The sequence below is a fragment of the Inquilinus ginsengisoli genome, assembly GCF_050434925.1.
In the GTDB taxonomy this organism is placed as follows: domain Bacteria; phylum Pseudomonadota; class Alphaproteobacteria; order DSM-16000; family Inquilinaceae; genus Inquilinus; species Inquilinus ginsengisoli_B.
The window spans coordinates 68,016-90,806 of the sequence record NZ_JBNDJK010000001.1 but is presented as its reverse complement, the minus strand read 5'-3'; the positions used below and the strand labels follow the sequence as shown (position 1 = coordinate 90,806).

The 22,791-nt window shown below is 70.7% G+C and carries 18 protein-coding genes; 7 read left to right on the top strand and 11 right to left on the bottom strand.

Annotated elements, in window-relative coordinates; genetic code table 11:
• Nucleotides 1-4: 4 nt before the first annotated feature.
• Nucleotides 5-373 (bottom strand): RNA-binding S4 domain-containing protein, encoded by a 369-nt coding sequence (locus QFZ27_RS00455; protein WP_429224114.1) that lies wholly within the window; start codon nucleotides 371-373, stop codon nucleotides 5-7.
• Complete coding sequence (locus QFZ27_RS00450; RefSeq protein ID WP_429224113.1) at nucleotides 366-2,873, bottom strand: helicase-related protein; 2,508 nt, start codon at nucleotides 2,871-2,873, stop codon at nucleotides 366-368. Before QFZ27_RS00450 ends, QFZ27_RS00455 begins: the two co-directional genes overlap by 8 nt.
• A gap of 117 nt (nucleotides 2,874-2,990) precedes the next feature.
• Between QFZ27_RS00450 and QFZ27_RS00445 the strand changes: the two genes are divergently transcribed.
• The 6 genes from QFZ27_RS00445 (at nucleotide 2,991) to QFZ27_RS00420 (ending at nucleotide 12,390) form a co-directional block, all read left to right on the top strand.
• Complete coding sequence (locus QFZ27_RS00445) at nucleotides 2,991-4,493, top strand: hypothetical protein (protein WP_429224112.1); 1,503 nt, start codon at nucleotides 2,991-2,993, stop codon at nucleotides 4,491-4,493.
• Nucleotides 4,494-4,537: 44 nt separating this feature from the next.
• On the top strand, nucleotides 4,538-6,079 hold the full coding sequence (locus QFZ27_RS00440; RefSeq protein WP_429224111.1) for a hypothetical protein: 1,542 nt from the start codon (nucleotides 4,538-4,540) through the stop codon (nucleotides 6,077-6,079).
• Between the two features lie 25 nt (nucleotides 6,080-6,104).
• Nucleotides 6,105-7,577 (top strand): hypothetical protein, encoded by a 1,473-nt coding sequence (locus QFZ27_RS00435; protein WP_429224110.1) that lies wholly within the window; start codon nucleotides 6,105-6,107, stop codon nucleotides 7,575-7,577.
• 52 nt (nucleotides 7,578-7,629) lie between these two features.
• Nucleotides 7,630-9,693, top strand: a complete 2,064-nt coding sequence (locus tag QFZ27_RS00430; RefSeq protein ID WP_429224109.1) for a YdgA family protein — start codon at nucleotides 7,630-7,632, stop codon at nucleotides 9,691-9,693.
• A 98-nt stretch (nucleotides 9,694-9,791) separates the two neighbouring features.
• Entirely contained in the window at nucleotides 9,792-11,657 is a 1,866-nt protein-coding gene (gene htpG / locus QFZ27_RS00425) for a molecular chaperone HtpG (protein ID WP_429224108.1), read from the top strand.
• A gap of 109 nt (nucleotides 11,658-11,766) precedes the next feature.
• Nucleotides 11,767-12,390, top strand: a complete 624-nt coding sequence (locus QFZ27_RS00420; protein ID WP_429224107.1) for a hypothetical protein — start codon at nucleotides 11,767-11,769, stop codon at nucleotides 12,388-12,390.
• 331 nt (nucleotides 12,391-12,721) lie between these two features.
• On the opposite strand, the gene QFZ27_RS00415 is transcribed toward QFZ27_RS00420, so the two are convergent.
• The 6 genes from QFZ27_RS00415 to QFZ27_RS00390 form a co-directional block, all read right to left on the bottom strand.
• Nucleotides 12,722-13,765, bottom strand: a complete 1,044-nt coding sequence (locus QFZ27_RS00415; protein WP_429224106.1) for an IS110 family RNA-guided transposase — start codon at nucleotides 13,763-13,765, stop codon at nucleotides 12,722-12,724.
• Nucleotides 13,766-14,047: 282 nt separating this feature from the next.
• A complete protein-coding gene (locus QFZ27_RS00410) occupies nucleotides 14,048-15,196 on the bottom strand; it encodes an adenylate/guanylate cyclase domain-containing protein (protein ID WP_429224105.1) in 1,149 nt (382 codons plus the stop codon).
• 32 nt (nucleotides 15,197-15,228) lie between these two features.
• Complete coding sequence (locus QFZ27_RS00405) at nucleotides 15,229-15,843, bottom strand: MlaC/ttg2D family ABC transporter substrate-binding protein (RefSeq protein WP_429224104.1); 615 nt, start codon at nucleotides 15,841-15,843, stop codon at nucleotides 15,229-15,231.
• 132 nt (nucleotides 15,844-15,975) lie between these two features.
• Nucleotides 15,976-16,428, bottom strand: a complete 453-nt coding sequence (locus tag QFZ27_RS00400; RefSeq protein WP_429224103.1) for a hypothetical protein — start codon at nucleotides 16,426-16,428, stop codon at nucleotides 15,976-15,978.
• A gap of 7 nt (nucleotides 16,429-16,435) precedes the next feature.
• A complete protein-coding gene (locus tag QFZ27_RS00395) occupies nucleotides 16,436-16,747 on the bottom strand; it encodes an ElaB/YgaM/YqjD family protein (protein WP_429224102.1) in 312 nt (103 codons plus the stop codon).
• A gap of 159 nt (nucleotides 16,748-16,906) precedes the next feature.
• A complete protein-coding gene (locus QFZ27_RS00390; protein WP_429224101.1) occupies nucleotides 16,907-17,155 on the bottom strand; it encodes a YMGG-like glycine zipper-containing protein in 249 nt (82 codons plus the stop codon).
• A 268-nt stretch (nucleotides 17,156-17,423) separates the two neighbouring features.
• On the opposite strand from QFZ27_RS00390, the gene QFZ27_RS00385 reads away from it, so the two are divergent.
• Nucleotides 17,424-19,100, top strand: a complete 1,677-nt coding sequence (locus QFZ27_RS00385) for a sensor histidine kinase (RefSeq protein WP_429224100.1) — start codon at nucleotides 17,424-17,426, stop codon at nucleotides 19,098-19,100.
• 3 nt (nucleotides 19,101-19,103) lie between these two features.
• Here the strand turns inward: QFZ27_RS00385 and QFZ27_RS00380 are convergent, their stop codons facing one another.
• The 3 genes from QFZ27_RS00380 to QFZ27_RS00370 all read right to left on the bottom strand — a co-directional run bounded on the left by QFZ27_RS00380 (nucleotide 19,104) and on the right by QFZ27_RS00370 (nucleotide 22,779).
• Nucleotides 19,104-20,135 carry a histone deacetylase family protein gene (locus QFZ27_RS00380; RefSeq protein ID WP_429224099.1) on the bottom strand — a complete coding sequence of 344 codons (1,032 nt, stop codon included), beginning with the start codon at nucleotides 20,133-20,135 and terminating at the stop codon, nucleotides 19,104-19,106.
• A 69-nt stretch (nucleotides 20,136-20,204) separates the two neighbouring features.
• On the bottom strand, nucleotides 20,205-22,079 hold the full coding sequence (locus QFZ27_RS00375) for a potassium/proton antiporter (RefSeq protein ID WP_429224098.1): 1,875 nt from the start codon (nucleotides 22,077-22,079) through the stop codon (nucleotides 20,205-20,207).
• 109 nt (nucleotides 22,080-22,188) lie between these two features.
• Nucleotides 22,189-22,779 carry a TetR/AcrR family transcriptional regulator gene (locus QFZ27_RS00370; protein ID WP_429224097.1) on the bottom strand — a complete coding sequence of 197 codons (591 nt, stop codon included), beginning with the start codon at nucleotides 22,777-22,779 and terminating at the stop codon, nucleotides 22,189-22,191.
• Nucleotides 22,780-22,791 lie beyond the last annotated feature (12 nt).

The following is a 22,791-nucleotide window of genomic DNA, read 5'->3' as shown; positions in this document are numbered from 1 at the left end:
AGATCTAGTCGCTGCCGCCCTTCGGCGGAAGGGCCCGGCGGTCGCGGCCGGTCGGGCGCGGGCCGCCGGACGGGGGCAGAGCGGCCTCCGGCGTCGGCGGCTGCAGGTCGCGGTACAGTGTCTGCGCCTCGCTGGCCGGCCCGCGGCGCTCGGCCAGGGACACGATCTCGATCACCCGGATGTGCCGGCCCTGGATGAAGGTCAGCACCTGGCCGGGGCGGATTGCCGCATGCGCCTTCTGGGTCGGCACACCGTCGATGCGGATGCCGCCGCCGGCGCAGACCTTGGCCGCCAGGCTGCGGGTCTTGAAGAAGCGCGCCTGCCACAGCCACTTGTCCAGCCGCGGCCGCTCGGCCTCCTCGCGCTCAGCCATTGCGACGCAGAAGGGCGAGCTTGGCGAAGGGGCTGTCGGCGCTGGCAGCGGCCGGTCGCGGCGCCTGCGGCCGCCGGGTCTTCACCGGAACATAGGTCACGCGTCCCTCGTCATCCTGGGTCGGCCGATACCCGGCCGCCTGCAGGATAGCCGGGATTTCGGCGACGGTGCAGCCGACGATCGGCGCCAGCGCCGGGTCGGCGGTCAGCCCGCCCTGGCGGCGGCGCGATTCGGCGGCGTCGCGCAGCGCGTCGATGCGGTCGAGACGGATCCGCCGCGGGCCGCAGGGCACGAAGCCGGCCAGGTCCAGCGCCGCGGCGTCCTGGCCCTCTTCGACAGGCACCGAGATCCGGGCCGGGGCGGGCAGGGCGGCCGGCAGCGGCCGTCCGGCGGCGACGGCGCCCAGCAGCACGCGCAAGCCGGTCGGCCGCGGCTTCAGCATCGGCGCCAGATAGACATGGCTCGGCCCAAATCGCACACCGAAGCCGGACAGCTGCCTGCGGTCGGCCGCGGTCAAGGCGTGGATCAGCCCGTCCAGCGCCCGCCGGGGCAGCAGCCCCAGCCCCTCGACCAGCTGGAAGGCGATGCCGCGGCCCGCTCCCTGCAGCTCACCGCCGCTCAGCGGCGCCTCGCGCAACCGCAAAAGGGGCTGAAGCTCGCGGGCGACATGGTCGGCCAGGAACCGTGTCAGCCGCGCCGCCACCCGGTCGCGGCCGGCGCCGTCGAGCAGGTCGGTGTCGCGCACCCTCGCGGCAGGGGCCAGCGGCGACGGGCCGGCGGCGATCCGGCCGATGCCGATGCCGCGCCAGGACAGGACGCCGTCGGCGGCCAGGGCCAGATCCTCGTCCGGCGCCGCCTCCAGCTTGCCGACGCGGCCGGCGACCTCGTCCTTCAGCGCCCGCCGCGCGGCGCTGCGGATCGCCTTCAGGTCGTCGTCCTCGATGGTGGCGTCGGGATAGAAGGCGAAGCCCTCGATGCTGCCGACATGCTCGCCCTCGACCAGCACCTCGCCCTTCGCGTTGACCGCGGCCAGGAGCTCGCCGCCGGCCTTCATCGACCGCACCAGCAGCGCGGTGCGGCGGTCGACGAAGCGCTGGGTCAGGCGCTCGTGCAGCGCGTCCGACAGCCGGTCCTCGACCGCGCGGGTGCGCTCCTGCCAATGGCCCGGATCGGCCATCCAGGCGCCGCGATGGGCGATGTAGGTCCAGGTCCGGATATGGGAGATGCGGGCGACCAGCGCGTCGATGTCGCCCTCGGTCCGGTCCAGCCGGTCCACCTGCTCGGCCACCCAGTCGGTGTCCAGCCGCCCGGCCAGGCCGGTGGTAAGCTGGCGGAAGATCTGGCCCTGCATGCGGATATGGGCGTCGGACAGCATCTTGCGGAAGTCCGGGATCTGGCAGACCTCCCACAGCAGGCGCACCGCCGCCGGGTTGCGGGCGCGTTCGGTCAGCTCGGCATCGCGCATCAAGAGGCCGAGCGACAGCTGGTCGTCGGCCTCGGCCATCCGCCGCAGCTCCGGCCGCGTCGGCCGCCGCTCCAGACTGCGCAGCAGGCCGGCCGCGCTGCGGAAGTCGAGCTCGGCGTTACGCCACATCACCGTCTGCAGCGGGTCGAAGCGGTGGTTCTGGACCCGGTCGACCAGTTCCTCGTCCAGGGTGCCGGCCTCGTCGGTGGTGCCGAAGGTGCCGTTGGTCATGTGCCGCCCGGCACGGCCGGCGATCTGGGCGATCTCGGTGGCGCGCAGCCGGCGGGGGAAGCGGCCGTCGAACTTGGTCAGCCGGGCGAAGGCGACATGGTCGATGTCCAGGTTCAGCCCCATGCCGATGGCGTCGGTCGCCACCAGGTAGTCGACCTCGCCCGACTGGTACAGCCCGACCTGGGCGTTGCGGGTGCGCGGGGACAGTGCCCCCAGCACCACCGCGGTGCCGCCGCGCGTGCGGCGCATCAGCTCGGCGATCTCGTAGACGTCGGTGGCCGAGAACACGACGATGGCGCTGCGCGGCGGCAGGCGCGTCAGCTTGCGCATGCCGGTGTGGGTCAGCTCGGAGAAGCGGGGCCGGGTCACGAACTCCGCCTCCGGCACCAGCTTGCGGATCAGCGGGCGGATCGTCTCCGCCCCCATCACCATGGTCTCGGCATGGCCGCGGGCGTGCAGCAGCCGGTCGGTGAAGACATGGCCGCGTTCCGGATCGGCGCAGAGCTGGATCTCGTCGATGCCGAGGAAGGCGACCGGACGGTCCAGCGGCATGCTCTCGACCGTGCACAGGAACCAGCGCGCGCCGGGCGGGATGATCTTTTCCTCGCCCGTCACCAAAGCGACATGCGCCCGTCCCTTGATCGCCACGATCCGGTCGTAGTTCTCCCGGGCGAGCAGCCGGAGCGGGAAGCCGATCATGCCGCTCGCATGGCCGAGCATGCGTTCGATGGCGAGATGGGTCTTTCCGGTGTTGGTCGGGCCGAGCACGGCCGTGAGGCGCGGGCGATCACCTGCGAGGTCCATAAGCGACAATTGAACGCTGACGGGTGCTAATGCAAGACTGCCGCCCCGCCTGCGGTGCGGGCGGCCATTGGTCGCAACGTTATTGCCAGAGGCTCCGGCCGGTTCGGCGGAGAACATATGATGCGCACGCTTCACCTGCTCGCCGCCGGCATCGCCGCCTGGGTCCTCCTGCCGGCTGCCGCCCAGGCGCAGGCGACGGCGGAAGGGGCCGACAGGATCCGCCTCGGCCTCAAGGACTGGATCGCCACCCACCTGGTCACCGCCGACAAGACGGTGGTGTTCAACTTCCAGGGGCCGATCACGGTCGAGCCCCAGGGCAAGTTCTACAAGGCGGTGATTCCGAAATCGGAGGTGCTGTTCGCCGCCGAGGGCGACACCGCCCGCCTGGCCCTCGACCCGGTCGAGCTGGTGCTGACGCCGCTGGAGAATGGCTGGCTGGACACGGTCGCGACCATCCCCACGACCTACCGGGTGATCCCGGACAAGGATGACCAGGGGGTCGAGGTGACGATCGGCACCCAGGCGCTGCGCGGCGTCTTCGCCCCGCAATACCACGCCTTCATGTCGCTGGACGGCAAGCTGGGCCAGATCTCCGCCCGTTCGCTGAACCCGGCCGAGGCGAAGGGCGCATTCAAGATCGACGGGCTCACGCTGACCGGCGACAGCAAGGCGGTCGGCCCGGACACCTATGACAGCACCGGCAGCGTCACCCTGTCCGGCGTCGCCTTCGTCGACGAGAAAGGGGCGCAGCTCCTCCGCCTCGACGGCGCTACGCTCGAAGGCACTGCGGCCGCCGCCAATATGGCGGCGCTGCGCGCCTTCAGCGACAAGCTGACGGATCTGCAGAAGCGCTACCCGCCGCAGGCCGACGGCGAGATGCCGAAGGAGTTCCTGACCGATCTCGGCCGCGTGTTCCAGGGCACTCCGAAGCTGTTCGATGGTCTGGACTTCAGCTACGGGCTGACCGGGGTGGAGGTCACGCCGGGTGAGGCCGATGTCGAGAAGGTGACGCTGGCTTCCGCCGGCTTCGGCGTCGGCCTCGCCGACCTGGCCAAGGACGCCTCGACCTTCCGCATCACCTTCGACCTGGCCCAGTTCGGCATCCGGCCGCTGCCGGAATTCGGTCAGTTCATCCCGCACAGCGCGACCGTCGACCTGGCGCTGACCAACCTGCCGAATCAGGCGCTGCTGCAGGCGCTGACCGGCATGCTCGACAGCTCGGCCACGCTCGGCCCCGACCAGGCGGCGGAGATCGCGGTGGCGCAGCTGCAGCAGGCGGTCATGAACGGCAACGGCGCGCTCGAGATCCGGTCGTTCAAGGCCGTGTCGCCGCTGACCAGCATCGACCTGACCGGCACGCTGCGGCCGAACGCCAAGGCGCCGCTGATGATGACCGGCGACGCCATGCTGGTGGTCACCGGGCTGGACGCCGCGCTGGAGGTCGCCAAGGCTACGCCAGATGGGGAGGAGATGGTGCAGGGGTTGACCGTGCTGCAGACCATGGGCGCGCAGGACACGGTCGACGGCAAGCCGGCCCGCACCTACAAGCTGGTGGTCGGCGAGAACGGGGACATCCTGCTGAACGGGACCGATCTGAAGCCGCTGCTCGGCATGCGCTGAGACAGCTTCGCCGGGGCCAGGAATTCGCATTGGGGGAGCGAAGCATGACACGGTCGATCTCAATCCTGCTGGGCGCTGTCCCGCTCTGGCTTGCCGGCGGGGCCCTGGCCCAGACGTCGCCGGATGCCGCGGCGCTGCGCGACGGGCTGAACGAGATGCTGAAGCCGATCCTGGCCATCCAGGTGCAGCAGCAGCCGCTGTTCACCGGCCCGGTCAAGGTCGAATCGGGCTGGGACGGCGCCACCGTGGTGTTCCCCGGCATCGACCTGACGCTGAAGGGCTCGGAGAAGGACGCGAAATCGGTGGCGCTGCGCTGCGACGCCCAGACCTATCGCGCGGCCTCGACCGGCGCCGCCACCTGGCGGCTGGAGAGCAGCCAGCCGCTGAACTGCGTCGCCGAGCCGGAGGGCGAGGCCAAGGTCACCCTGACCAGCCGGGCCCTGCAGGCGCATTTCGTGGTCGACCTCGGCCAGAAGCTGTTCACCGAGGGCGAATGGCGGGCCGATGCCACCACGATCGCCCAGGACGGTCGGCCCGGCAAGGTGACGATCAACACCCTGTCCGGCACCAGCCAGCTCCGGCCGGCCGCCGATCCGACCCGGCACGACGCCATCTTCAAGATGGTGCTCAGCGGTCTCAGCGCCTTCGACGAGAAGGGGGTCGAGCGCTTCAGTCTCGGCCACTCCGACTATGACATGACCGCGGACGGCATGGATGTGCGGGAGATCATCGCCGCCTATGGCGACTATTTCGACGCCTATGCCGTGATGATGGAGGGGATGGTTGCGGGCCTCGCAGACCCGAAGGCCGATCCGAAGGCGGCCGGGCAGATCCCCGCCGATGTCATGAAGAAGATGATGGACGTCACCAAGCGCATCGCGATGGCGTCCGGTGACGGCGGCAAGTTCGCCGGGACAATAACCGATCTGCGGATCAAGGCACCCGACGTCCAGGTAACGATCGACCGGGTGCGCTTCGCCGAGGGCTATGACGGCGCGTTCACCCCGAATGGCTCCGGGATGATGGAGGTGGAGATGGGCGGGCTGGCGCTGGCGCCGAAGCCGCCCTTCGCCGAGTGGATCCCGACCGACGCGACCATCCGGATGAATGCCAGTGGCATCCCCTGGGCCGAGGTCGGCACCGCCTATCTGGCGGTGATGGAGGCCTCGGCCGACCAGGCGGCGGATCCGGCCAAGGCCCAGCAGCAGATGGCGCAGGCGATGATGGAGATCGGCGGCATCCTGCGCCGGGCTGGCAGCCGGCTCGACGTCACCAGCTTCCATTTCGGCGCTCCCGAGGCGGCGATCGATCTCGGAGGCTCGGTGCAGGGCAAGGATGCGGCGGCGCATGGCGTGACCGCCGACCTCGATCTGCGGATCACCAATCTCGACGGGCTGATCAAGTTCCTGCAGGGCATGCCGGACGGCGCCGAGGCGGCGGCCGGCCTGTCGATGGCGCAGGTGATGGGCCGCCAGGCCACCACCGCCGACGGCCGTCCGGCGCGCGACTACGACATCGTCGTCGACGATGCCGGCAAGATCCTGGTCAACGGCACCGACCTGGCCGCGATGATGCCGAAGCAGTAGCCGCCGCTCCGGAGGGGGAACCACCATGCGCCGTCTCGGGCCGATCCTGCTCGGCACCATCCCCCTCTGGCTGGCCGGCGCGGCTCTTGCACAAGCGACGCCGGAGGGGGCGGCCGAGCTGCAGCAGAGCCTGACCACGATCACCACTCCGCTGGAGGTCGGCCGAGATGGCGACGCACATTGGGAGGGGGCCTGGGTGGTCGAGCCGGACGGCGCCGGCTACCGGGTGACATGGCCGGCCCTGTCGGGCAGCCTGAAGGAAGGCGGCGCGGCAGGCCCGCGGTCGGCACGGTTCCGGTGCGCGCCCGACCACAGCGTGGCAACCCGATTGTCCGAGGGCGTCTACCGGCTGCACAGCGCAGCTCCATCCGATTGCGTGCTGAAGACGGGCCATGGCGGCCAATCCTTCCGCTTCTCCAGCCGGACCCGCCGCGAGGACAATGTCGTCGATCTGACGCAGGCGGCCTTCACCGAATGGTCGGCTCTGCTGGAGGACGTCACGATCCAGGCCGGCGGCGCTCCCGCCACGCCGTTGATGTCCGCAGCCCGGCTGGAGTCATCCGGTCGTGGCATGCCCAGCGGCCATCCCGGCCGCCGCGACTTGGTCGTTCGGTCCGTCACCGAGGCCTTGCGCCTCACCGGCCCTGATGGGACCGAGCGCTTCACTGCCTCGCGGGTGGAGAGTGAGAGGCACCTGTTCGACTACGCTTTCGACGGCGTGGTGAAGCGCACCATGGAAACGATGCGTATGGTCGACCTGGTCGAAGACCAGCAGCGCGATCCCGCATCACCGCAGATTCCGATTCAGGCGCTTCTGTCGTTTGCCCGGGCGGCCGGCAGCTATGGCGATAGGTTCCGCTCCAGCACCACCTATTCCGACTACCGCGCAACAGTCCCGGGCGGGTCGTTCGGCCTTAAGACGCTGAGCTGGGATACCGATGCCGAGGGGATCGGCAGCGAATCCGGTAGCGGTCGGGCAACCCTGAGATTCTCGGGGCTGTGGCTCGGCTCGACGTCAACCGTCGCCGACTGGACCCCGCAGGACGTCACCCTCGCGTTGGCGGCGACAGGCGTGCCCTTCAAGTCATTGCTCAAGGCGATCGAGTCGGATCCCACGCCGGCGGTCATGCCGCGGCTCGCGGCCCTGCTCGGCCAAGCCGGAAGCCGCCTGGAGATCGAGACCGCGCAGCTGCGAACGGCGGCGGGGGGCGCGCTCGACCTCCGCGGCTCGATCCGCGCCGATGCGACGGCCGCCCGTGGCGTGTCCGGCTCGGCGACAGCACGCCTGACCGGGTTGGCGCCGCTGGCGGCCTTCCTGCGCTCGCGGCCCCAGACGACGCGGACGGCGGATCGGGTCACCGCGGTCGAGGCCCTGGGCCGCGCCGTCGACCTCGGCGGGGACACCGCGCGGGACTACGACATCGTGCTCGGCGGCGAGCCGGCGCTGCTGGTCAACGGCATCGACCCCGCCGTGATCCTGCAGGACGCAAAGCCTTAGGCCAATTTCTCGAGACGGCAGCCGCGGCATCGCCGCGCGCCGGAAAGGATGGATGGTGCGTCGCCTCGTTTCGATCCTGCTGGGGGCTGCCCCGCTCTGGCTGGCCGGCGCGGCCTTTGCCCAGGCGACGCCTGAGGGCGCCGCCGCCCTGCAGAAGGGCTTGACCACAATCCTGACTCCGACCCTGGCGACCCCTGGGCTGGGCGGGCCGATCTTCGAGGGCGGCTGGACGGTCGAGCCGGCCGGCGCGCAGTACCGCGTCACCGGCCCCGCTCTGTCGCTGGCGCTGCGCGACGATGATTACGACGGCCGCAAGCGGGTGGTGCGGATCCGCTGCGACGGCGACCGCTACATCGCCACGGCGGGGGAGGGGGCCGTCACCCGCCTCAGCGGCGAGACCCCGGTCCGCTGCGAGATCCGGCCGGGCGGGGGCGAGCCGCCGGTGCTGTTCACCAGCCGCAGCCGCCGCGCCGAGCTGACTGTCGACCTCGCCGCGTCGCTGCTGACCGCCTCGATCGACGAATCCGAGGGCGTGACGGTGACCGAGGACGGCGAGACCCGGCTCGCCGTGCATCGGCTCAGCCTGACCAGCGCCACCACGCCGCATCCCGAGCGGCCCGGTGCGGCGCGGCAGGACATCGCCCTGCAGCTCGAGGCGGAAGGCCTGTCCGCCGGCGATCCCGCGGCCGGTGAAGGCCTGACCCTCGGCCGCCTGCGCTATGGCGGGCGGCTCGAGGATGTCGACGCCGCGGCGCTGCGCGACCGGGTGTGGCGGCTGATTGCCTTCACCCTCGACGCCGCCCGGCGTGACCCCCAGGCGCCGCAGCCGCCGAATGCCGGGCGCAAGCTGGACGCGCTGCTGCGGCAGGTGCAGGGCCTGATCGGCAGCGCCTCGCAGGCCGAGCTGGTGCTGACCGATCTGCGCGGCGCCGGCGACGATAGCACCACCGGCTTCGAGTCGCTGACCGTCGCCGGCGGCTATCGCGGGCTCGACCGCGCCGTCCCTGGCCGTGGCCTGGGCGGCGGCGTGACCCTCGACCTGCGGGGGTTCACCGTCTCGGATGGGCCGGGCAAGACCGATCCGGGGACCCTCTCGATCGACCGGGTGCGGCTGTCGGGCACGCTCGATCCCGTCGCCGGCAAGCCGGTTGCCGGATCGACGCTCGGCCTCGACGTCGACGGGCTGTCCTTCGCCCTGACCGAGACCACCGGCGACGGCCCGTCGGAGTTCCGCTTCGACCTGGCCAAGGCCCGCTACGGCGTGTCGGCCGAGGGTCTCGACGTTGCCGGCCTGATCGCCGTGATCGGCGGGTTCCAGTCGATGGTGGCGGAGCATGGCGACGACGAGCCGCCGCCGGCAGAGCTGTCGCCCTGGTTCGCCCGGGTCCGGACGACGATCGCCGCGCTGTCGCAGTACAAGGCCGAGATCGCCGTGAGCGACCTGCGGATGCGAGCGCCCTATATGAATGTCGCGATCGGCGACATCGCCTACAGCGAGACCTATGCCGGGCTGGACGGCGACCGGGCCGGCTACGGCCTGCATCTGGGCATGGACGAGCTGACGCTCGATCCAGGGCTGCCCTTCGGCGACTGGGTGCCGCGCCAGGCCCGGATCGACATCGCGCTGAAGGACGTCCCCAGCCGCTCGGTCCAGGCGCTGTTCTGGGACGGCGTCGAGGCCGCCATGCAGGCCGAGATCCGGCACGATGGCGACTCGTCGCTGCCGGACGGCGACCAGGCCTTCGCCCAGGCGATGCAGCGGCTCGCCGACCGTCTGCTCGCCTCCGACGCCCGCCTGTCGGTCGATAGCTTCCGCATCACCGCCCCGAAGGGCGCGATCGATCTCGGTGGCGGCGGCACGGTGAACCCGCGGGCCGTCTTCGGGGTGACCGCACAGGCGACGCTGCGGATCGCGGGGCTCGACGACTTCGTCAAATTCCTGCGAACCCAGCCCGATGGCGCGGACGCCGCCGCCGGCATCACCGTCTTCCAGCTGCTGGGGCGCCAGGCGAAGACCGCGGACGGCAAGCCGGCGCGCGACTACGACTTCGTGGTCGACCCCGGCGGCCGCATGCTGGTCAACGGCACCGACCTCGCCGCGCTGATGCCGAAGTAGTCGCGGTCGCAGGCGATAGCAGCCGCGTCAGGGGTTGCGGCCCGCATCCGCTTTGCCCATATCGGGCGGCGACAACCAGACCCACCGGATCACCCGAGATGGACCAGCAGAAGACCGACGAAACCCTGACCTTCCAGGCCGAAGTCAGCCGCCTTCTCGATATCGTGGCGCATTCGCTGTACAGCCAGAAGGAGGTGTTCCTCCGCGAGCTGATCTCGAATGCCTCCGACGCCTGCGACCGGCTGCGCTACGCCGCGATCACGGCGCCCGAGCTTTCGGCCGGCGATGCCGACTACCGCATCACCCTGGCGGTCGATCCGGCCGCCCGCACCCTGACCATCGCCGACAACGGCATCGGCATGGGGCGCGAGGAGCTGGTCGGCAATCTCGGCACCATCGCCCGCTCCGGCACCCGTGCTTTCGTCGAGACGCTGTCGGGCGATGCCAAGAAGGATGTCGGGCTGATCGGCCAGTTCGGCGTCGGCTTCTACTCCGCCTTCATGGTCTCGCGCGAGGTCGAGGTGTTCTCGCGCAAGGCCGGCGAGGCGCAGGGCTGGCGCTGGGTCTCCGACGGCAAGGGCGCCTTCACCGTCGGCGCGGCCGAGGATGTCGGCCGCGGCACCCGCATCGTCATGCATCTGTCGGAGGGCGAGGACGAGTTCCTGTCGCCGCTGCGGCTGCGCCAGATCGTCAAGACCCATTCCGACCACATCGCCATCCCGATCGTGCTGCTGGGCGATGAGGGCAAGTCCGAGACGCTGAACCGCGCCTCGGCGCTGTGGACCCGGCCCAAGGCCGAGATCACGGCCGAGGAGTACAAGGAGTTCTACCACCACGTCGCCCACGCCTTCGACGAGCCGTGGCTGACGGCGCATTGGAAGGCGGAAGGGGCGATCGAGTACAGCTCGCTGCTGTTCGTGCCGTCGACCCAGCCCTTCGACCTGTGGGAGCCGGAGCGCAAGCACCGGGTCAAGCTGTATGTCCGCCGGGTGTTCGTGACCGAGGCGGCGGAAGGGCTGATCCCGCCCTATCTGCGCTTCCTGCGCGGCGTGATCGACAGCGAGGATCTGCCGCTCAACGTCAGCCGCGAGATGCTGCAGTCGAACCCGACCGTGACCAAGATCCGGCAGGGCGTGACCAAGAAGGTGCTGGCCGAGCTCGGCCGCAAGGCCAAGGACGATGCCGAGGCCTACGGCACGTTCTGGACCGCCTTCGGCGCGGTGCTGAAGGAAGGGATCTACGAGGATCGCGAGCAGCGCGACGCCCTGCTGCCGCTGCTGCGCTTCCGCTCGACCAAAGGCGACGGGCTGGTCAGCCTGGAGGAGTATGTCGGCCGGATGCGGCCGGGCCAGGACGAGATCTGGTACATCACCGGCGACGACGCGGCGGCGCTGGCCCGCTCGCCCCAGCTCGAGGGTTTTCGCGCCCGCGATATCGAGGTGCTGCTGCTGACCGACCCGGTCGATGAATTCGCCGTGCCCTCGCTCGGCGAGTTCCAGGGCAAGGCGTTCAAATCGGCCACCCGCGGCGGCGCCGACCTGTCGAAGATCGAGGCCCCGGCCGAGGCGCCGAAGCCCGAGGCCGGCGAAGGCATGGACGCGCTGGTCGCGGCGCTGAAGCTGGCGCTGACCGACCAGGTCAAGGATGTCCGCGCCTCGCAGCGCCTGACCGACAGCGCGGTCTGCCTGGTCGCCGACGAGGGCGACACCGATCTGCATCTGGAGCGCCTGCTGAAGCAGCATCGGCGGGTCGACAGCAGCTCGAAGCGCATCCTCGAGGTCAATCCCGGCCACCCGCTGATCCGCCGCCTGGCCGAGCGCGCCGCGGCCCAGGACCCGGCGCTGGAGGATTGCGCCTTCCTGCTGCTGGACCAGGCCCGGATCATCGAGGGCGAGCCGCTGCCCGACCCCGCCGCCTTTTCCCGCCGTCTGGCCGACGCTTTGGTCCGCGGCCTGGCGGCTTAGGGCGCGCGTCTCTAGCCCCTCCCGCGTGCGGGAGGGGCAAGCCATTGTTCTGTCGGCAGAAACACGATCGCAGTAGTATTACTGGCCTCGCATGTTCATGCTATGTTCCATGAACAAGGCGCAGACCGATTCGGCCACCGAGGCCCCGGCCGCTCCCGTAGATGAGCGGGCGTCGGATCTGTGCGTGGTGGCGGAGCTGGTCGAGATCCAGATGTCGATCGCCCGGGCGACGCAGCGGGAGGCGCTGCAGGCGCCGCAGCCCGGTGCCGACTACTGCCAGCGGATCGCCACCGTGTCGCGCGCCGTGCGGATGACCCTGCTGCTCAAGGACAAGCTATCCCAGGAGCACAAGGAGAAGCGCAAGGCCGCGGCGAAGCGGGAGGCGGCGCAGGAGGACTTCCACGATCTGCGGGTGAAGCTGGCGATGCTGGCGGCGGCCTACGAGGTGTCGAAGGACAATGAGGAGATCCAGCGCCGCGTCACCGAGATGCGCGAGCAGTTGGAGCGGCCGGAGGTGGTGGAGCTGATCGAAGCCAGCCGGGCCCCGGTCGCAGTGGCGGCGCTGTGCCGGCGCTGGGGCTTGCCGGTGCGGGTGGAGCGCTGGCTGCAGATGGCCGACGAGGCCATGGAGCAGCTGGGCTTCATACCGCCGCGGGACGGCGAGGATGACGAGGATCCGCCCGAGCCCCGCGCCGCGGCTCCCCGCCGCCGCAAGCCGCCGGACACGGGGTAACCGCAATCTCCTCCTGCCTGTCATTGCCGGGCTTGACCCGGCAATCCATATGTGGACGGCCCCCTGCCTGCAAGGCATTTGGGCATGGTCAGGGAGCGGATCGCTAGCATCCATATGTCCGGCCTGTTGAGTGCGGTCGCGATGACCGCTGGCCAAGATGATATCCACGGCGGGAGTTCCAGACAGGGGCGAGACGTTGAGGCGCCACTGGATTGCACGGAGTGTCTCCCGGCTTGGATCGATCGATCCCAATCATCTGCTCGTCAGCTTGCAGGTCCGGCCTCAGCGGGAGCGGGCGAGCCCGTGAGGGCTCCCGCTCGCCGCGGAGCTCTCAGGCGCCGAGGGTTGCGGCGGCGGGTTGGGGGCGATAGCGCTCGCCGGAGACCATCAGCTTCCAGGCGATGCGGGCGATCTTGTTGGCCAGCGCCACGGCGGCGAGCTTGGCCGGCTTGCGGGCGACGAGATCGAGCAGCCAGGGCGGGGCCGAGCGGCTGGTGCCGCGGCTGACCTGCCGGATCACGGAGGTGGCGCCGACCACGAGCTGGCTGCGCAAGGCCTCGTCGCCGGCGCGGGTGATGCCGCCGAGCCGCTGCTTGCCGGCGGTGTTGTGGTTCTTGGGCGTGAGGCCGATCCAGGCGGCGAAGTCGCGGCCGGAGCCGAAGCGCTGGGGCTCGGGCGCCCTCAGCACCAGGATGGTCGCGCCGACCGGCCCGATGCCGGGGATCTCGGCCAGGCGACGGCTCGCCTCGTCCTGCCGGTGCCAGGCCATCAGCCGGGCGTCGGCGGCCTCGACCTGCACCTCGAGCCGGGCATGCTCGCAGGCCAGCTCGGCGAACAGGGCCCGCGCCGTCTCCGGCACCGTCGGATCTTCCTCGATCCGCCGCAACAGCGCCGTGATCTTGGCCGGGCCCTTGGCGGCGACCAGCCCGAACTCGGAGGCATAGCCGCGGATCGTGTTGATCAGCTGGGTCCGCTGCCGCACCAGCCGTTCGCGCAGCCCGGCCAGCATCAAAGCCGCCTGGATCTCGGCGCTCTTCACCGGCACCAGGCGCTGCCGCACCTTCGGCCGGCTCATCGCCTCGCAGATCCCCTCGGCATCCGCCGCGTCGGTCTTGCCGCGCGGCACGTACGGCTTGACGTATTGCGGCGGGATCAACTCCACCTGATGGCCCAGCGCCTGCAGCTCCCGAGCCCAGTAGTGCGATCCACCACAGGCCTCCATCCCCACCCGGCACGGCGGCAGCTTGGCGAAGAACTTCAGCACGTCCTGACGCCGCAGCTTCTTCCGCAGCACCACCTGCTCCGCTGCATCCACCCCGTGCAGCTGGAAAACACTCTTCGACGTGTCCATCCCAATGCGCGTAATCTCGGTCACGGACGGCCTCCTTCGATGAGATCTTTGACAGCCTCATCCTGGCACACTGATGCCGTTCGGGGGCCGTCCACCTCATCAGGGGACACCCAGAGCGGCTTCGGCATTTCCTGGATGCCCGGGTCAAGCCCGGGCATGACAGAAAAGGGAGTTGGGTCTGCTCAGTCTGTAAGATCCGGATTGCTTCGCCTCTCCCGCCCCGCGGGAGGGGCCGGAGGCGCTTACGCCACCGGATGGGGATCAATGCCGGGACGGCCCTCATTCGGGCTCGCGTCCGCCACCCCATCACGCCGCGATCGCGAACACCGGCTGCGGGTCGACCAGGCCGCGGATCGGGTGGGCGCCGAGCGGCTCGGCGGTCTCGGCCCAGGCCTGCCGGAACGGCTCGGAACACACGGTCGGCCGGTCGAGCTGCTTGGCCAGGCCCTCCAGCCGGCTGGTCAGGTTGACCGCCGGCCCCAGCACGGTGAAGTCCAGCCGGTCGGGGCTGCCGATATTGCCGTACAGCACCGGCCCGAGATGCAGCGCCGCAGCGACGGCCACGGGCTCCGGCACGGCGGCCAGGCCCTGGCGGATCGCCCGCACCGCGTCGACCGCGGCGCCGCAGGCCGCCGCGGCACCGCCGGCCTGCTCGACCGGGAAGATCGCCAGCACGCCGTCGCCGAGGAACTTCAGCACGTCGCCGCCGCGGTCGACGATGGCCTGGGCCACGGTCTCGAAATAGCGGTCCAGCACCGCCACCACCGCGGCCGAGGTCAGGCGTTCGGAGAGGGCGGTGAAGCCGCGCATGTCGACGAACAGGATCGCCGCGTCGACCGCGACGACGTCGCCGCGGCGGATCGCGCCTTCCGCCACCCGGCCGGCCGGACCGATGCCGAGATAGGTGCGCAGCAGGCTGGCGGCGGAGCGGCGCATGGCGGTCGGCTCCATCGCCGCCGCCAGCGGGTGGCGCAGCCGCTCCAGCAGCGCCGCCTCCTCGGCGGTGAAGCCACTCGGCCGGTCGGTGACGAAGCTCGCCATCTGCACCGTGTCGTTGCCGTAGATGATCGGGACGGCGACATAGTCGGTGCCGCCGGCCTCGGCCAGCTCGTGGAAGATGGCATGGTCGTCCGGGCCAAGCCCGGCCAGCGAACGGCGCAATGGCCGGCGGCTGCGCATCACCGCCTCGTACGGGCTGCCGAGAAAGGTGCTCGTGACCAGCACCTTGCGATCGACGATAAACTCCTCGCCGCCTCTGGCCGTGGTCCACACCACGCCCCAGGCGGTCAGCAGCGGATGGGTGATGCTCTGGCCGATCCGCACCCGCTGCAGCGGCATTCCGGCGGCGATCAGGCGGCGGCAGAACGAATCGACCAGCGCCACCGGGTCGGCCAGCAGCCGGCCTTCGGCCACGAGCCAGTCCGCGACGTCCCTGCCGCCGTCCGCCACCGCCATCGTATCGATCCCCGGTCGGGAGTTCCGGGAAATCAGCCGCCGGCCCGCTGGCGCATCGCCTGCAGCAGCCCGTCGACATTGCCGCCGTTCTGGGCGATCACCGAGGCGAACTCGTCGCGCTGGGTCACGCTCATGCTGACCCGGGCGACGATGACGTCGACCACCTTGTAGCCGCCGCCGGCCTGGCGCACCCGCCAGTCGACCTGGATCGGGGGGCCATCCTTCTGCCGGATCTCTGTCGCGACCAGCGTGTCACTGCTGCCGACGGCCCGGGTGCCCTTCACCACCAGGGTCTCGCCCTGGTAGTTCTGGAACCGCCGCGAGTAGGTCTCGACGATCATCCGCTCGAACAGGTCCATGTATTCCGCCTGCTGTTGCGGCGTGGCGCTGTTCCAATAGCGGCCCAGCACGAAGCGGCCGATGGTCGGCAGATCGAAGCCCTGGTTCAGGATCCGGCTGAACTCGGCCTTGCCCTGTGCCGTCGCGGCACCGCCGGCCTGGAGGATGCTGATCGCCCGCTTGGCCATGTCGTCGATGAAGGCCGCGGCCCCGTCGGCCTGGGCCGAAGCCGGTCGCGTCAGCCCCGCCAGCAGCAGCGAAGCCGTCGTCATGGCGCCCGCGGTCAGCACCGTCCGTCTGTTGATCATGTCTGGACCTTTGTTGTTCTGGGATACCGTCTGCCGCCTGCCCGGCCCGAGGGCCGAGGCCCCCCACAGAGGCAGGGGGCGGATTATAGACGAAACGCAGCGGCGGTCATGAGGCAAGACGCTGCAGCCGCATCAATCCCGCTTGCGGCGGCCCCCCAGCAGCGGCAGGGCTCCGACCGCGATGCCGGCCACCAGCGCCGCCAGGGCCACTTTCGGCGCGACCTTCGCGGCGGACAGGCCAAGGCCGGCGACCATGCCCTCCAGACCTGCTCCGGTGGCCGAGGCGGGAGCAGCCACGGGCCGGCGGCGCGGCTTGCGGCCGGCCAGCACGCCGATCAGGGCGACGACCGCGGCAAGGCCCAGCACGACCAGCCCGACCACCAGCGCAGCGCCGGCCGGACCCAGCTTCGGCAGCAGCAGGTAGAAGCCGGACCAGGCCAGCAGCACCAGGGCGATCACCGCCAGAATCAGGGCGACTGCGAACATCGCGGCAGCAATGCATGCCCGTCGCAACGCCTGGCCGAGCCGGAGGCGCTGGCGGGCGGCGAGCGCGCCCAGCAGGGCGACGCCGAGGTCGGACTTCACGCCGGCCTCAGCGGTCCAGCAGCTTGCCGATGACGAGGCCGACGCCGAAGGCGACGAGGACGCTGGTGAAGGGGTTCTGCTCGATCCGCTGCTCCAGCGCGGCGATCCCTTCCTCGCCCTGGGCGCGGGCGCTGTCGGCGAACTGCTGTGCCCGTTCCTTGGCGGCGTGGGCGGCTTCGTTCAGCCTGGCCCCGCCGGCCTTGGCCTCGGCGGCGGCGGTGTTGCCTAGGGTACGTGTCAGCGCCGCGATATCGTCGCGGATCTTGCCGAGATCGGCGCGCAGCGTGTCGAGCTCCTGGTCCAGGTTCCGCGTGGCCATGTCTGTTCCTCGCTCCATTGGTTGCGCGTGCCGGTGTTGGCGCGGATGAGGGGCGCCACAAAAGCAAACGGGGACAGAGGCGACTCTGTCCCCGATCAAAATAGCTTCAAACGAGGCGCCGGTAACTGCGGCGCCTCGTGTCGTCCGTCAGCCCGGAGCTCAGCAGCGGCCGCCGAGATTGATCGTCCGGCAGCTCGTCGCCGCGCCGCCGACCGCGCCCACGGCGCCACCGATCAGCGCGCCCGTGGCGGCGTTGCCGCCGGTGAGGGCCGAGATGCCGGCGCCGGCGCCGGCGCCGATCAGGCCGCCCGACAGGGCCCGGCCGCCCGTATCGCGACCGCACGCCGCAAGCGCCAGCGTGGCCGCGAGCACGATCATGGTGGGTTTCAACATCGTCTTCGTCTCCATCTCAAGCGCCGGTTACAGCCGGGCACTTCGCCGCAGAAAAACGGGCCGTGCGACACTTTGTTCCCGTGTCCGCCGGTGACCAATTTGCGGCCCGGTGATGGCTTTTCCAAGGCCTGTGTCGTAGAACGCGCCGGCGGCCCTGCCATGCCGGTGAGACGCGCAGGTCGGGGGTTGGAATCGCGCGGGGCTCGCTTCAGGATGGGGCCGATGACGTCGGGGCAGGAAGCATGACGCCGAGGATCCACGCCCCCCGCCGGCTGCCGTCGCGATGAACCTGCTGTCGCGCCTGTTCCTGCTGGTCGCCCTGGCCGTCGTGCCGGGCATCGCGCTGCAGGGCTACAACGAATACGCGCTGCGCATCGCCCGCACCAACGAGATCCAGGACGATGCGATCCGGCTGGCGAATGTCGCCGCCGGGGCGCAGTTCCGCATCGTCGACGGCGTCCGCCAGTTGCTGGCCGCGATGGCGCGGGTGCCCGCGATCCGCGAAGGCCAGGGCGGCCGCTGCACCGAGGTGGTCGACGAGCTGCGGACGGAGGTGAAGAGCCTGAACGCCATCGCCGTGGTCGATGCCGACGGCAACCTCCTGTGCGGCGCCAACATCACCGCGGCGATCTCGGTCTCGGTCGGCCATCAGGGCTTCTTCCAGCGGGCGCGCGAGATCCGCGGCTTCGCCGTCGGCGGCTTCGCCACCACCGACGCGGTCGGCGTCAAGGTGCTGCATGTCGCCTATCCGATCTTCGACGGCGACAGCTTCCAGGGCGCCGTGGTGGCGGCGCTGAATGTCGACGAGATGGTCAAGGCGATCACCATCGACACCGAATCGCGCAACGCGGTGATCATGATCACCGACCGCGCCGGGGTGGTGATGTCGCGCCTGCCCGGGCCGGACGGGCCCTGGGTCGGCAAGCAGCTGCCGAACAAGTTTCTCGACCTCCTGGCCTCGCAGCAGGCCGGCTCGATCACCAGCGGCGCGATCGACGACACCATGCGGATCTACGGCTATGTGCCGATGCGGTCGGAGGAGCTGGACCTGTTCGTGCTGGTCGGCATCGACCGGGCGGCCGCCTTCGCCACCATCGACGCCGCGACCCAGCGCGGCATCGCCCTGATCGTCGCCGGCCTGCTGGTCTCGCTCGCCGCCGCCGGCATCGGCGGCCGGCTGTTCCTGCTGCGGCCGATCGACCGCTTGCTGGCCGCCGCCCGCGACTGGCAGCGCGGCCGGCTCGACGCCCGCGTCCGGCTGCGCCACGGTCGCGACGAGTTCGGCCGCCTGGCCGTGGCCTTCGACGCCATGGCCGACCGGATCGAGCAGAACCTGAAGCAGAAGGATCTGCTGCTGCGCGAGATCAACCACCGGGTGATGAACAGCTTCCAGCTGCTGTCCAGCCTGTTCGGGCTGCAGGCGCGCCGGGCGCAGAACCCGGAGGCGAAGCACGCTCTGGCCGAGGCGAACGACCGGATCCAGGCGCTGGCCATCGTCCACCGCCGGCTCTACGCCAATGCCGCGGTCGACCGAGTCGAGGTGAAGGAGTACCTGACCGGCCTGTGCGATGACCTGTCGCGGGCGCTCCTGCCCGACAATGGCGGCATCTCGATCGCGATCGAGGCGGCGCCGGCCGAACTGCCGCCATCGCGGATCGTGCCGCTCGGCCTGATCGTCAACGAGCTGGCCACCAATGCCGTGAAATACGCCTTCCCGGACCGCCGCGAGGGCAGGGTCGAGATCCGGTTCCAGCCCCGCGAAGACGGTTGGCGCCTGGAGGTCGCCGACAACGGCGTCGGACTGCCGGAAGGCAAGATGCCGGCGAATGGCAGCGGCCTCGGCATGGTGGTGCTGCAGGCCCAGGTGCGCCAGCTCGACGCCGCCATCGAGATCGACAGCGGGCCCGCCGGCACCCGCTTCACCATCGACATCCCGGCCCAGCGCGACCCGGAGGCGTGACGCTCAGCCCGCCTCCAGCGCCTGCAGCAGGTTCGAGACGTTGACGCCCAGCGCGTCGACGGCGTAGCCACCCTCCATCACCGTCAGGGTCGGTACGCCGAGTCCGCGGCCCAGGATCTCGCCCATGCGGGTGAAATCATCGCTGTTCAGCTTGAACTGCGAGATCGGGTCTTCCTGGAAGGTGTCGGCGCCGAAGGACAGCACCACCGAATCCGCGCCGTAGTCGCGGATCCGCGCCAGGGCGGCGTCCAGCGCTTCGCGGTAGCGGTCCCAGGTGGTGCCGAACGGCATCGGCAGGTTCAGGTTGAAGCCCTCGCCGGCGCCCGCGCCGCGCTCCTCGGCATAGCCGAGATAGTAGGGGTATTCGACATTCGGGTCGGCGTGCAGCGACACGAACAGCACGTCGTCGCGGCCGTAGAAGATCTCCTGCGTGCCGTTGCCGTGATGGTAGTCGATGTCCAGCACCGCCACCCGGGCGGCGCCGTTGTCGCGGAACCACTGCGCCGCCACCGCGGCGTTGTTGAAGAAGCAGTAGCCGCAATAGACGTCGGTCGAGGCGTGGTGCCCCGGCGGCCGGCACAGCGAGAACACTGGCCTGCCGTCGGCCGCCACCAGCTTCGCCCCGGTCAAGGCGACATCGACCGAGCTCAGCGCCGCGCGCCAGGTGCCGGCGGTGATCGGGGTGCCGCAGTCGCTGGCGTAGTAGCCGAGCTTGCCGTCGATCGAGCTGGGGACGATCTGGCGCATGTTGCGCACCGCCCAGTTGGTCGGCAGCGCGTCGATCTCGCCATGCTGGGCCTTCCACTCGTCCCACGCGGTCTCCAGGAAACGGATGAAGCCGCGATCGTGCACCCGGGCGATCGGGTCGGTGCCGAAGCGCTCCGGCGCCCGCACCTCGCCCAGGCCGACGGCCTTGATCCGGGCCAGGATGGTCTCCGCCCGCTCCGGCTTCTCCACCACCGGGATGAAATGGCCGCCGGTCAGCTCGACCTTGCCGTGCTGCAGCCGGTGGTCCTCGGAATAGATCGTCAGCATCGCGTCCCCGCTGTACCTGTCGCCGCCGACGATAGCGGATCGATGGCGAGGCCGGAACGGGTGAACGCGCTACTCCGGCCGGGCGGCCGGCGCCGTTTCGTCCGGCGGGGACGGCGCCGGGGTCGGCGGCGGCGACCGCCGGGCGCGACGTTCGCGCAGCCAGCCGCGAATCCAGGCGGCGATCTCGGACAGGTTCTGGAACACCGGCAGCTTCGGCTGGGCGCCGCGGCTCGGCTCCAGCGCCAGCCCCACCTCGGTCACCTCGTTCTCGTCGTCGACAGCGCGGACGATCAGCTCGACCGTGCCGACCGGCAGCCGGTCGCCGACCTCGACCCGGCCGCCGAAGCCGTCCTGCAAGAAGGCGCCGACCGTCCGGGTCTCGCCTGGCTCGGGCAGGGCGAAGCCGTAGCTCTCGGCCACCTCGGCCAGCGGCGCCTCGGCATGCAGGGTGAAGTCGCCGAAGAAGTCGCGGTCGTCCTCGGCCAGGCGCGTCGGGGTGGCGAACAGCCGGTCCAGCAGCCGCACCTGCTGCGGCGGGGTGAAGATGTAGACCTGATCGCCGCTCTGCAGCCGCCCGGCATGATGGATGTCGACCGACTGGCCGTCGCGCACGATCAGCGCCGGCCGGGCCCAGCGCGGGATGCGCTCGCCGCGCGCCACCGGGCTCTGCGCCGCGATGCGATAGACCACCAGCTCGTGGTTGGCGCGGCCGGGCAGCTCCAGCTCGACGCGGTCGACCGGGCCGATCCGCGGCGGCACGATCAGGCCCAGCCACTTGGCCAGCGGCCGGACCGTCCAGCCCTGCAGCAGCAGCGAGACGATGACCACCAGGAACACGCCGTTGAAGATCAGCCGCCCGTCCGGCAGATGCGCGATCAGCGGCAGGATGGCCAGCAGGATCGACACCGCGCCGCGCAGCCCGACCCAGGCGACGAAGGTGGTCTCGTTGCGCGAGAAGCCGTAGGGAAGCAGGCACAGCCAGACCGCGATCGGCCGGGCCACGAAGGTCAGAGTCAAGGCCACGGCCAGGGCCGGCAGCGCCACGGCGGGGAATTGCGACGGCGTGGCCAACAGGCCGAGGGTCAGGAACATGCAGATCTGGGCCAGCCAGGTCATGCCGCTCTGGAACCGGCGGATCAGGGCGGCGGCGCGCAGCGTGGCATTGCCGGCGACCAGGCCGGCGACATAGACGGCGATGAAGCCGGACCCGTGCAGCATGCCGGTGGCGGCGAAGATGATGAGGGCCATGCTCAGCACGATCACCGGGTACAGGCCGGGATCCAGGCTGACCCGGTTGATCACCCGCACGACCAGGAAGCCGCCGGCCAGGCCGAGGGCGACGCCGATGCCGGCCTCCAGCGTGAAGCTGGTCAGCAGCGACCAGGTCAGCGCCTCCGCCCCGGTGCCCAGGCGCGCCGCCTCGACCAGAGCCAGGGTCAGGAAGATCGCGATCGGGTCGTTGCTGCCGGATTCGATCTCGAGGGTGGACCGCATGCGGTCGCGCAGGGTGATGCCGCCGACCCGCAGCAGGATGAACACGGCGGCGGCGTCGGTCGAGCTGACGATAGCGCCGGTCAGCAGCGATTCGTACCAGCCGAAGCCGAAGGCGTAGCGGGCGGCCACGGCGACGATGCCGGTGGTCAGCAGCACCCCGACCGTGGCCAGGGTCAGGGCCGGGGCGGCGGCGGCGCGGAAGCTGTGCAGCCGGGTCTCGAAACCGCTGTCGAACAGGATCAGCGCCAGGGCGACGCTGCCGATGAAATAGGCCGCGGGCGCATCGTCGAAATGGATCTGGCCGATGCCGTCCTCGCCGGCGCCGAGGCCGACCGCGAGGAACACCAGCAGCAGGGGGGCGCCGACCCGGAACGAGATCAGGCTGGTGAAGACGCTGAGCGCAATGAGGCCCGCCGCGACGAGAATGGCGAGGTTCATCGCCTCGATCATCGGAGTCTGTTCCTCACGTCCCGGGGTCGCGGCCGCAGCCGCGCGACTCGCCTCCTGCAATCCACCTGAGAAAGGTGACGGAAATCGGGCCCGATGGCGAGGTTTCTGCTCAGCCCAGAACCTTCATTGCGGCGATGGCGGCGGCCAGCAGCTCCTCGCGGGACGCGCCGTCGCGGGCCTGCAGCGACAGCCCCTGCATCACCGTGCCGAAGAAGATGGCGAGGCCGTTGATGTCGGTGCCCGCCGGCAGGTCGCCGTCCTCGATGCCGCGCCGCAGCCGCCGGCGGATCCGGTCGATGGTCTCGCGCCGGAGGTCGGCCAGATGGCGGCGCAGCCCGTTATTCTCCGGCAGGCCGTTGACCAGGCCGAGGATCAGCATGCAGCCGCCGCCCCCGGGCGAGGCGAGGGCGATCTCGGCGCTCGCCGTCAGCATGCCGAGGATCGACCTGCGGGCGGTCGCGTGGGTTTCCAGCGCCTGCATGCTGCTGGCGCCGTCGGTGGCCAGGTAGAGGTCGAGCGCCTCGCGGAACAACGCCTCCTTGGAGCCGAAGGCGGCATAGAAGCTGGGCGGGTTGATGCCCATCGCCGCGGTCAGATCGACCAGCTGCGCGCCCTCATAGCCCTTGGCCCAGAACACCTCGATCGCGCGCCGCAGCGCCGTGTCGCGGTCGAAGCTGCGCGGCCGGCCCCGCGTCGCCATCCAGATCCCTTT

Coding starts and splice junctions, on each gene's coding strand:
- QFZ27_RS00380 (WP_429224099.1), bottom strand. CDS start 20,135: ATGCTGACGATCTATTCCGAGGACCACCGGCTGCAGCACGGCAAGGTC.
- QFZ27_RS00410 (WP_429224105.1), bottom strand. CDS start 15,196: ATGGCGGTGGCGGACGGCGGCAGGGACGTCGCGGACTGGCTCGTGGCC.
- QFZ27_RS00370 (WP_429224097.1), bottom strand. CDS start 22,779: ATGGCGACGCGGGGCCGGCCGCGCAGCTTCGACCGCGACACGGCGCTG.
- QFZ27_RS00455 (WP_429224114.1), bottom strand. CDS start 373: ATGGCTGAGCGCGAGGAGGCCGAGCGGCCGCGGCTGGACAAGTGGCTG.
- QFZ27_RS00375 (WP_429224098.1), bottom strand. CDS start 22,079: ATGATCGAGGCGATGAACCTCGCCATTCTCGTCGCGGCGGGCCTCATT.
- QFZ27_RS00385 (WP_429224100.1), top strand. CDS start 17,424: ATGAACCTGCTGTCGCGCCTGTTCCTGCTGGTCGCCCTGGCCGTCGTG.
- QFZ27_RS00395 (WP_429224102.1), bottom strand. CDS start 16,747: ATGGCCACGCGGAACCTGGACCAGGAGCTCGACACGCTGCGCGCCGAT.
- QFZ27_RS00450 (WP_429224113.1), bottom strand. CDS start 2,873: ATGGACCTCGCAGGTGATCGCCCGCGCCTCACGGCCGTGCTCGGCCCG.
- htpG (WP_429224108.1), top strand. CDS start 9,792: ATGGACCAGCAGAAGACCGACGAAACCCTGACCTTCCAGGCCGAAGTC.
- QFZ27_RS00445 (WP_429224112.1), top strand. CDS start 2,991: ATGATGCGCACGCTTCACCTGCTCGCCGCCGGCATCGCCGCCTGGGTC.
- QFZ27_RS00405 (WP_429224104.1), bottom strand. CDS start 15,843: ATGATCAACAGACGGACGGTGCTGACCGCGGGCGCCATGACGACGGCT.
- QFZ27_RS00435 (WP_429224110.1), top strand. CDS start 6,105: ATGCGCCGTCTCGGGCCGATCCTGCTCGGCACCATCCCCCTCTGGCTG.
- QFZ27_RS00440 (WP_429224111.1), top strand. CDS start 4,538: ATGACACGGTCGATCTCAATCCTGCTGGGCGCTGTCCCGCTCTGGCTT.
- QFZ27_RS00390 (WP_429224101.1), bottom strand. CDS start 17,155: ATGGAGACGAAGACGATGTTGAAACCCACCATGATCGTGCTCGCGGCC.
- QFZ27_RS00420 (WP_429224107.1), top strand. CDS start 11,767: ATGAACAAGGCGCAGACCGATTCGGCCACCGAGGCCCCGGCCGCTCCC.
- QFZ27_RS00430 (WP_429224109.1), top strand. CDS start 7,630: ATGGTGCGTCGCCTCGTTTCGATCCTGCTGGGGGCTGCCCCGCTCTGG.